Below are 6,925 nucleotides of genomic sequence, written 5' to 3' on the forward strand. Positions count from 1 at the left end.
AATGGCGCACAAACGGCACCTGTCGCAAAAGCGTAGTAAGTTTGGCGCTGAGGCATTGCTTCACGGGGCAGAACGGGTTTGGATGGTGTAGGAACCCCAAAGGTCGGACTGCCCCGTTTTATGCCGCAATATTTAGTAGGGTAGAGTAAGCTTACGGTATTGGTTATAAGGGAATTCGTGCTCAATCCAACTTTCCAAGTAGCCTTCGCTGCCATAGGTTAACCACAACTGCGTAAGGTTATGCGCTACAATTGTCGCAAATTCCAAAGGGGTAGAATCCGCCGAAAGTGATGTTTGGTAACGGTCTTTAGGACACATATCCCAACTCGCCCAGTCATCGTACCAGCGCAAGTTTACGCTGAGGAGCGTGGCGCTAATTGGATTCAGCAGAAGTTGATATTCTCCTGGTTCGTCCATAAAAATAACCGATTGCTCCTCCAGCGAACCGGCGAGTAGGAGAACAGCTGCGTCCACAAGGCTCAGTAGGCTGTCATGCAAGTAAGATGCAGTGCCAGACACGCGGTGGTTCCCATCACCAAACTCGACTTCCGCCCAACCGGCTTTCATAAGAGTGTAGGTAATAGTGAAAGACATAGCCTACGCAATTACTCCTTCACGTTCACTACGTTCATGGCGCGCTCCACGCCCTGCATCCCGAAGGCCAGCACGGCCTCGCCGGCTTTTTCGAGGCGGGCATCCAAGTCGATTTTCTCGTCTTCGGAGAAGGGGCTGAGCACGTAATCTACCTGCCGGCCGCGGCCGAAGCTGGAGTCGATGCCGAAGCGGAGGCGGGCGTACTCGTCGGTGCCCAGGGTTTCCTGGATGTGCTTGAGGCCGTTCTGGCCGCCGGCCGAGCCTTTGGCTTTTAGGCGGAGCTTACCGAAGGGCAGGGCCAGGTCGTCGGTTACCACCAGCAGCTGGTCCTTCTCGATTTTGAGGGTGCTGAGCCAGTGGGCAGCGGCTTTGCCGCTCAGGTTCATGTAGGTGGTGGGCTTCACGAGCACGAACCGGCGGCCCTTGTGCTTGAACTCGGTGGTGAAGGCGTGGCGGCCCAGCTGCCAGGGCGCGGCCTCGTGCTTGCGGGCCAGCCAGTCGCCCACCATGAAGCCTACGTTGTGCCGCGTATCGGCGTATTCGGGCCCGATGTTGCCCAGGCAAAGTACTAGAAAGACCACATCTCAGGATCACGGATTAGCACGGATTTTAACGGATTGCACGGATTTCGTAGCCGGCTCCGGATGGGGAATCCGTGGGAAAGCCCCGGTGCAAAAGTAGGCGTAGTTGAGCAAAGCAAGCACTTTGGCCTCATAAGGGCCAAAAGCAAAAGAGCCACCCCGCTAACGGAGTGGCTCTTTTGCTTTTGGCGGAATAGCACAAGCTCAGCGAATCGGCTACAAAATCCGTGCAATCCGCTAAAATCCGTGCTAATGCGTGATCCTTATTTCTCGGCGTTCAGCGTGCCTTTCAGGGCACGTGGGATGGCCACGGTGGCGATGGGCGCCATGCCGCTGGTGAGGATGGTGTAGTCTTTGGCTTCCACTTTGCTCACTTTGATGGACTTGCCCAGGGCCAGCTCCGAGATATTTACCTCCACGTAGTCGGGCAGGTTTTCGGGCGTGGCTTTCACCTTGATTTTACGCAGCTTGCTCACCAGTTTGCCACCGGCCAGTACGCCCGGCGAAACGCCTACGTACTTCACGGGAATATCCATTTTCACTTCTTTGCCTTCTTCCAGCTCCAGGAAGTCAACGTGCAGCAACATTTCGTTCACGGGGTGGAACTGGGCATCCTGCACGATGGCGCGGTACATGGTGCCTTCCACGTTCAGGTCGACGATGTGCACCTCGGGGGTGTACAGCAACTCGCGGAACAGGATGGCGGGAACGGAGAAGTGCACCTGCTCGGTGCCGCCGTACAACACGCACGGAACGTACGAGTCGAGGCGAAGCGCCTTGGCGTCCTTCTTACCGAGATTCGCTCTTTTAAACCCTACAATCTCGAGGCTTTTCATAAAAGTGTGCTTTTGGGGGAATGAAATCCGCCTACCCACAGCAGGCAAACGGGCCGCAAAGATAGGCGCTTTGCACGGTAATTGAAACCCCTAATTCTCCGGCAGCTTCACCCGCCTTTGTACCTTGGCGTAGTATCGCCACCGAATCTATCAGTTGGCGGAAGTGCCCGGGAGCTGTTCGGCCACCACTAATTCCGCCTGCTGGCGCTGTTGCAACTCCCGCAGGTAGGCGGTGGCGGCGCGCAGCTGGTGCGTGTAAGCGGCCTTGCGGGCGTATTCGATGGCCTCGGGCAGCCGGTTGTTGAGCTCTTCAACTACGGCCAGGTTGTAACAAGCCCGCCCCGCAACGTCTGAATCAGGACTCTGTGCCGCTTTCTGCCAGACGACCGCCGCTTCCGCCCAGTCGGTGGCCGCCACCATTTGCCTGGCCTGTTGCATGTTCGCATCCTTCCCCGCGCGGGTATATATCTGGCGCGAAAGAGCTACGTAAGAAGGCGCAATGCGGCGGGCATACTGGTCGCCAATTCGGGCGGCCACCTGCCGGATGCACTCGCCCGGGGCCGGCATCGGGCGCAATGCCTCCTGGTAGCTGGGGCCCTCGTTGGTCCAGTACATGCGGTCTTCCTGCTTGGCCTGGTCTACCACGGTACCATCGGGGCCGTAGGTCCGGAAGCCGGTTACGAGACGCATTTCCATGACGGCCACCGTTACCTGAACCTTGCGGTCGGGCTGGTCTTTCTCCTTGATCACGCGCTCTTCCTGGTGCTGCTCCACGTGCATATCGGAGTCGAAAGCCTCCAGAACTACCAGGCCATCCACCTGGTTTTCAATGCATACCTGCTGCACGTAGCGTGGGGGCATGGGCGGCAGAAAGAACTCGCGGGTTTTGCCTAGCAGTTGCAGGTTGGCCGGCGTCACGCGGAAACGGGGGCTGTTGCGCATCAGCGACTCGCCCACGCTGATGGCGCAGGCTTCGGTGCCGGCGCGGTCAACCAGCAGGCCTTCCCCGGTGAAAATGCCTTCCAGCACATCGAAAAATTTGTCGCGGCGGCTTTCCGGCAACACCCGGCTGGCCGTGGCAATACGCTCCATTGAGCCGGGCATTGGTACGGCTGCCGGGGCCAGGGCCTGCATATGGACGGTTGTGGTGCAGCCGGTTAGCAGGCCCATAGCCAACAGAACGGTAGCAGGAAAACGAAGTAGCGAAGTTTTCATATCAACAGAAATAAAAAAGAGAGGGAGGGAACCTTTTCGGGTTCCCTCCCTCTCAAGACCGTGCCAATTTTCCATCCGGGCCAGTAATAGCGCGTCCTCGCCGCCAATACCCTAACGAACTGCTGCGCCGGCCAGGACTAAGTGCGCTGCATGGTTGGAGGCGGGCGGCTAGGCCACCAAACCGAAACGACTAGATAAACAACGAGCTGATCGACTCATGCGTGACCACGTTGCGGATGGCCTGGGCGAAAAGGCTGGCCAGGGAGATAACCCGGATTTTGGCGTTTTCCTCTTTCAGCGGAATCGTGTCGGTAATCACCAGCTCTTCCAGCACCGAGTTGCGGATTCGCTCGTGGGCCGGGCCGGAGAGGACGCCGTGCGTGATAACGGCCCGCACCGATTTGGCCCCGCGCTCCATCAGCAGCTCGGCGGCCTTGCAGATGGTGCCGGCCGTGTCCACGATGTCGTCCACGAGCACCACGTTCATGCCCGTTACGTCGCCGATGACCTGCATGGAGGCAATTTCGTTGGCCCGCAGGCGCATTTTGTCGCAGACCACGATTTCGGCCCCGAACTTCTTGGCGAAGCCGCGGGTGCGCACCACGCCGCCCACGTCGGGCGAGGCGAAAATCAGGTTATCGAGGCCCAGGGACTGAATATACGGGGCCATCACGGTCGCGCCGTCGAGATGATCCACCGGAATATCGAAGAAGCCCTGAATCTGGCCCGCGTGCAAATCGCAGGTCATCAGCCGGTCGGTGCCCACGCTCTGCACGAAATCGGCCACCACTTTGGCCCCAATGCTCACGCGCGGCTTGTCTTTGCGGTCCTGGCGGGCATAGCCGTAGTAGGGCATCACCACGGTTACCGAGGCGGCCGAGGCGCGCTTGGCCGCATCCACCATCAGCATGAGTTCCATCAGGTTTTCGGCCGGCGGGTTGGTACTCTGGATCAGGAACACGGCGCAACCCCGGATGCTCTCGTTGAAGCTGGGGCCGAGTTCGGTGTCGGCGAAGCGCTGGATGCTCAGGTCGCCGAGTTTGGTGCCGTAGGCGGCGGCAATTTGCTCACCTAACTCGTGGGAGGCGTTGCCGGCGAAGATTTTTACTTGCTGTGCCATGAAAAGGGTAGGGGTGGAAAAGAAAATGCCATGCTGGCCGGAACGCGCCAGCGCAGCCGGGGGAAGCTGCGCTGGCGTGTTCCGGCCAGCATGGCGCGGAAAAGGCAAAAACAATAAAAGCAAAAAGCGCCGACTCTTCCGAAACAGGAAGAATCAGCGCTTTTTGCGTTGGGATAGTCGGTTGTCCGACCAGGGCTCGAACCTGGACTTTCTTGAATCAAAATCAAGCGTGTTGCCAGTTACACCATCGGACAATTTCCCGCTGGCAACCTGTGGAGGTGTGCCGTTTGGTTGTGCAAATGTACGGCGGCTTTTATTCCAGGCAAATTTCCGGGGAAATATTTTTCCGGAGTTTTTCGCCTCCGAGTCCCGTCAATGCCTTTTTAGGGCTGAAAATCAGTCATTCAAGTCCCGAAAAAAAAGTTGAAAACCGCCCGTTTCCCGTTGCCTTGCCAATGCCGGGATTAAGCCGTAGTTTTGCGGCCTGAATCGTTGCACCCATCCCAATCTATAAAACGCAATGGCGAATACCGGTAAAATCACCCAGGTCATTGGTCCCGTCGTGGACGTGAGCTTCGCGGGTGAAGGCTCCAAGCTTCCCAACATCCTCGACGCCCTCGAAGTCACGAAAGGCAATGGCCAGGTGGTCGTGCTCGAAGTCCAGCAACACCTCGGCGAAGACCGGGTCCGCACCATCGCCATGGATTCGACCGAGGGTCTGACCCGCGGTGCCGTTGTGCGCGACCTGGGCGCCCCGATGTCGATGCCCACGGGCGAAGGCATCAAGGGCCGTCTGTTCAACGTCATCGGCCAGGCCATCGACGGCATTCCCCAGCCTAAAAGCGACGGCCCCCTGCCCATTCACCGGCAGGCCCCGCCCTTCGAGGACCTGGCTACTTCGTCGGAAATCCTCTACACGGGTATCAAAGTAATCGACCTGCTCGCTCCCTATGTAAAGGGTGGCAAAATCGGTTTGTTCGGTGGTGCCGGTGTTGGCAAAACCGTACTCATCATGGAGCTGGTAAACAACATCGCCAAGGCCTACGCAGGTCTGTCGGTGTTTGCCGGCGTAGGCGAGCGGACCCGCGAGGGCAACGACTTGCTGCGCGAATTCATTGAGTCGGACATCATCAAGTACGGCGACGAGTTCAAGCACTCGATGGAGCAAGGCGGCTGGGACCTGACCAAGGTTGACGAGCAGGAGCTGCTCAAGTCGCAGGCCACGCTCGTGTTCGGCCAGATGAACGAGCCTCCCGGAGCCCGGGCCCGCGTCGCCCTCTCGGGCCTCACGGTAGCCGAAAACTTCCGCGACGGCGATGGCACCGGCTCCGGCCGCGACATCCTGTTCTTCATCGACAACATCTTCCGCTTCACCCAGGCCGGTTCCGAAGTATCGGCCCTGCTGGGCCGGATGCCGTCGGCCGTAGGTTACCAGCCCACGCTGGCCACCGAAATGGGCGCCATGCAGGAGCGCATTACCTCTACCAAGCGCGGTTCCATCACGTCGGTACAGGCCGTATATGTGCCCGCCGATGACTTGACCGACCCGGCTCCGTCAACGACGTTTGCCCACCTGGATGCTACCACGGTACTGAGCCGTAAAATCTCCGAGTTGGGCATCTACCCCGCCGTAGACCCGCTGGACTCGACCTCGCGCATTCTGGATGCCACCATCCTCGGCGACGAGCACTACAACACGGCGCAGCGCGTGAAGGAAATTCTGCAACGCTACAAGGAATTGCAGGACATCATCGCCATTCTGGGCATGGACGAACTCTCGGAGGAAGACAAGCTGACCGTAACGCGTGCCCGTCGGGTGCAGCGTTTCCTGTCGCAGCCCTTCCACGTAGCCGAGCAGTTCACCGGCCTGAAAGGCGTGCTGGTTGACATCAAGGAAACCATCATCGGCTTCAACGGCATCATCGACGGCAAGTACGACCACCTGCCCGAAGCGGCCTTCAACCTCGTCGGCAACATCGACGACGCGGTGGCCAAAGGCGAAAAGCTGATTGCCGAAGCCAAGTAGATTATTAATTAAGAATTATGAATTATGAATTATGAATTGGCGGGTAAGAACGCTCCTGACCACCAACTCATAATTCTTAATTCTTAATTCATAATTCAAAAAAACATGCATCTGGAAATCATCACGCCCGACCGGAAGGTATTTGAAGGCGAGGTTAGCTCGGCCCGGTTTCCGGGAGCCGACGGCCTGTTTGAAGTGCTGAACAACCACGCCCCCCTGATTTCGGCCTTGAAAGCCGGCGACGTGGTGCTGAACGGCGGCGCTACTACCTTCCACATTGAGGGCGGGGTAGTAGAGGTGCTGCGCAACAACGTAATTGTGCTGGCCGAAGGCGCTTCGGCGTAACGACAAGCTGCTACGCAACCCTAACTGTGCCTTTCTCCCGACCAGGAGAAAGGCACAGTTTTTTGGCGGTGGTATAATGCGGGGTGAGTAGTATCTTACTCCCATGCTTCAGACCACGTTGACGTGTGGCAAGTGCAGCAGTGCTGACTTGCGCAAGAACGGCAGCCGCCACGGCCAGCCCAAATACCAGTGCAAAGCCTGCCGCCAC

At 58.3% G+C, this 6,925-nt stretch carries 8 protein-coding genes and 1 tRNA gene; 3 read left to right on the forward strand and 6 right to left on the reverse strand.

What is annotated here, in order from left to right:
• Positions 1–132 precede the first annotated feature (132 nt).
• The 6 genes from D0T11_RS21275 to D0T11_RS21300 all read right to left on the reverse strand — a co-directional run bounded on the left by D0T11_RS21275 (position 133) and on the right by D0T11_RS21300 (position 4,600).
• Positions 133–594 carry a hypothetical protein gene (locus D0T11_RS21275; protein ID WP_119657824.1) on the reverse strand — a complete coding sequence of 154 codons (462 nt, stop codon included), beginning with the start codon at positions 592–594 and terminating at the stop codon, positions 133–135.
• A gap of 11 nt (positions 595–605) precedes the next feature.
• Positions 606–1,175: an aminoacyl-tRNA hydrolase gene (pth, locus tag D0T11_RS21280; protein WP_119657825.1), complete on the reverse strand. Its 570-nt coding sequence runs from the start codon at positions 1,173–1,175 to the stop codon at positions 606–608.
• A gap of 263 nt (positions 1,176–1,438) precedes the next feature.
• On the reverse strand, positions 1,439–2,011 hold the full coding sequence (locus D0T11_RS21285) for a 50S ribosomal protein L25/general stress protein Ctc (RefSeq protein ID WP_119657826.1): 573 nt from the start codon (positions 2,009–2,011) through the stop codon (positions 1,439–1,441).
• A gap of 150 nt (positions 2,012–2,161) precedes the next feature.
• Positions 2,162–3,226 (reverse strand): DUF6340 family protein, encoded by a 1,065-nt coding sequence (locus tag D0T11_RS21290; RefSeq protein WP_147374783.1) that lies wholly within the window; start codon positions 3,224–3,226, stop codon positions 2,162–2,164.
• Between the two features lie 190 nt (positions 3,227–3,416).
• Positions 3,417–4,346: a ribose-phosphate pyrophosphokinase gene (locus D0T11_RS21295; protein ID WP_119657830.1), complete on the reverse strand. Its 930-nt coding sequence runs from the start codon at positions 4,344–4,346 to the stop codon at positions 3,417–3,419.
• Positions 4,347–4,527: 181 nt separating this feature from the next.
• Positions 4,528–4,600: transfer RNA gene (locus D0T11_RS21300), tRNA-Gln, on the reverse strand.
• Between the two features lie 266 nt (positions 4,601–4,866).
• On the opposite strand from D0T11_RS21300, the gene atpD reads away from it, so the two are divergent.
• The 3 genes from atpD to D0T11_RS23635 form a co-directional block, all read left to right on the forward strand.
• On the forward strand, positions 4,867–6,372 hold the full coding sequence (atpD, locus tag D0T11_RS21305; RefSeq protein WP_119657828.1) for a F0F1 ATP synthase subunit beta: 1,506 nt from the start codon (positions 4,867–4,869) through the stop codon (positions 6,370–6,372).
• Between the two features lie 105 nt (positions 6,373–6,477).
• Complete coding sequence (atpC, locus tag D0T11_RS21310) at positions 6,478–6,717, forward strand: ATP synthase F1 subunit epsilon (protein ID WP_119657829.1); 240 nt, start codon at positions 6,478–6,480, stop codon at positions 6,715–6,717.
• Between the two features lie 103 nt (positions 6,718–6,820).
• Positions 6,821–6,925: transposase-like zinc-binding domain-containing protein (locus D0T11_RS23635; RefSeq protein ID WP_449547769.1), on the forward strand; the 105-nt coding region annotated here is incomplete at its 3' end.

It is taken from the genome of Hymenobacter rubripertinctus (assembly GCF_003583925.1).
Lineage (GTDB): Bacteria > Bacteroidota > Bacteroidia > Cytophagales > Hymenobacteraceae > Hymenobacter > Hymenobacter rubripertinctus.

Excerpts from the sequence above, each read along its gene's own strand:
- D0T11_RS21275 (WP_119657824.1), bottom strand. The coding sequence starts at position 594 with ATGTCTTTCACTATTACCTACACTCTTATGAAAGCCGGTTGGGCGGAA.
- D0T11_RS21285 (WP_119657826.1), bottom strand. The coding sequence starts at position 2,011 with ATGAAAAGCCTCGAGATTGTAGGGTTTAAAAGAGCGAATCTCGGTAAG.
- D0T11_RS21290 (WP_147374783.1), bottom strand. The coding sequence starts at position 3,226 with ATGAAAACTTCGCTACTTCGTTTTCCTGCTACCGTTCTGTTGGCTATG.
- D0T11_RS21295 (WP_119657830.1), bottom strand. The coding sequence starts at position 4,346 with ATGGCACAGCAAGTAAAAATCTTCGCCGGCAACGCCTCCCACGAGTTA.
- atpD (WP_119657828.1), top strand. The coding sequence starts at position 4,867 with ATGGCGAATACCGGTAAAATCACCCAGGTCATTGGTCCCGTCGTGGAC.
- atpC (WP_119657829.1), top strand. The coding sequence starts at position 6,478 with ATGCATCTGGAAATCATCACGCCCGACCGGAAGGTATTTGAAGGCGAG.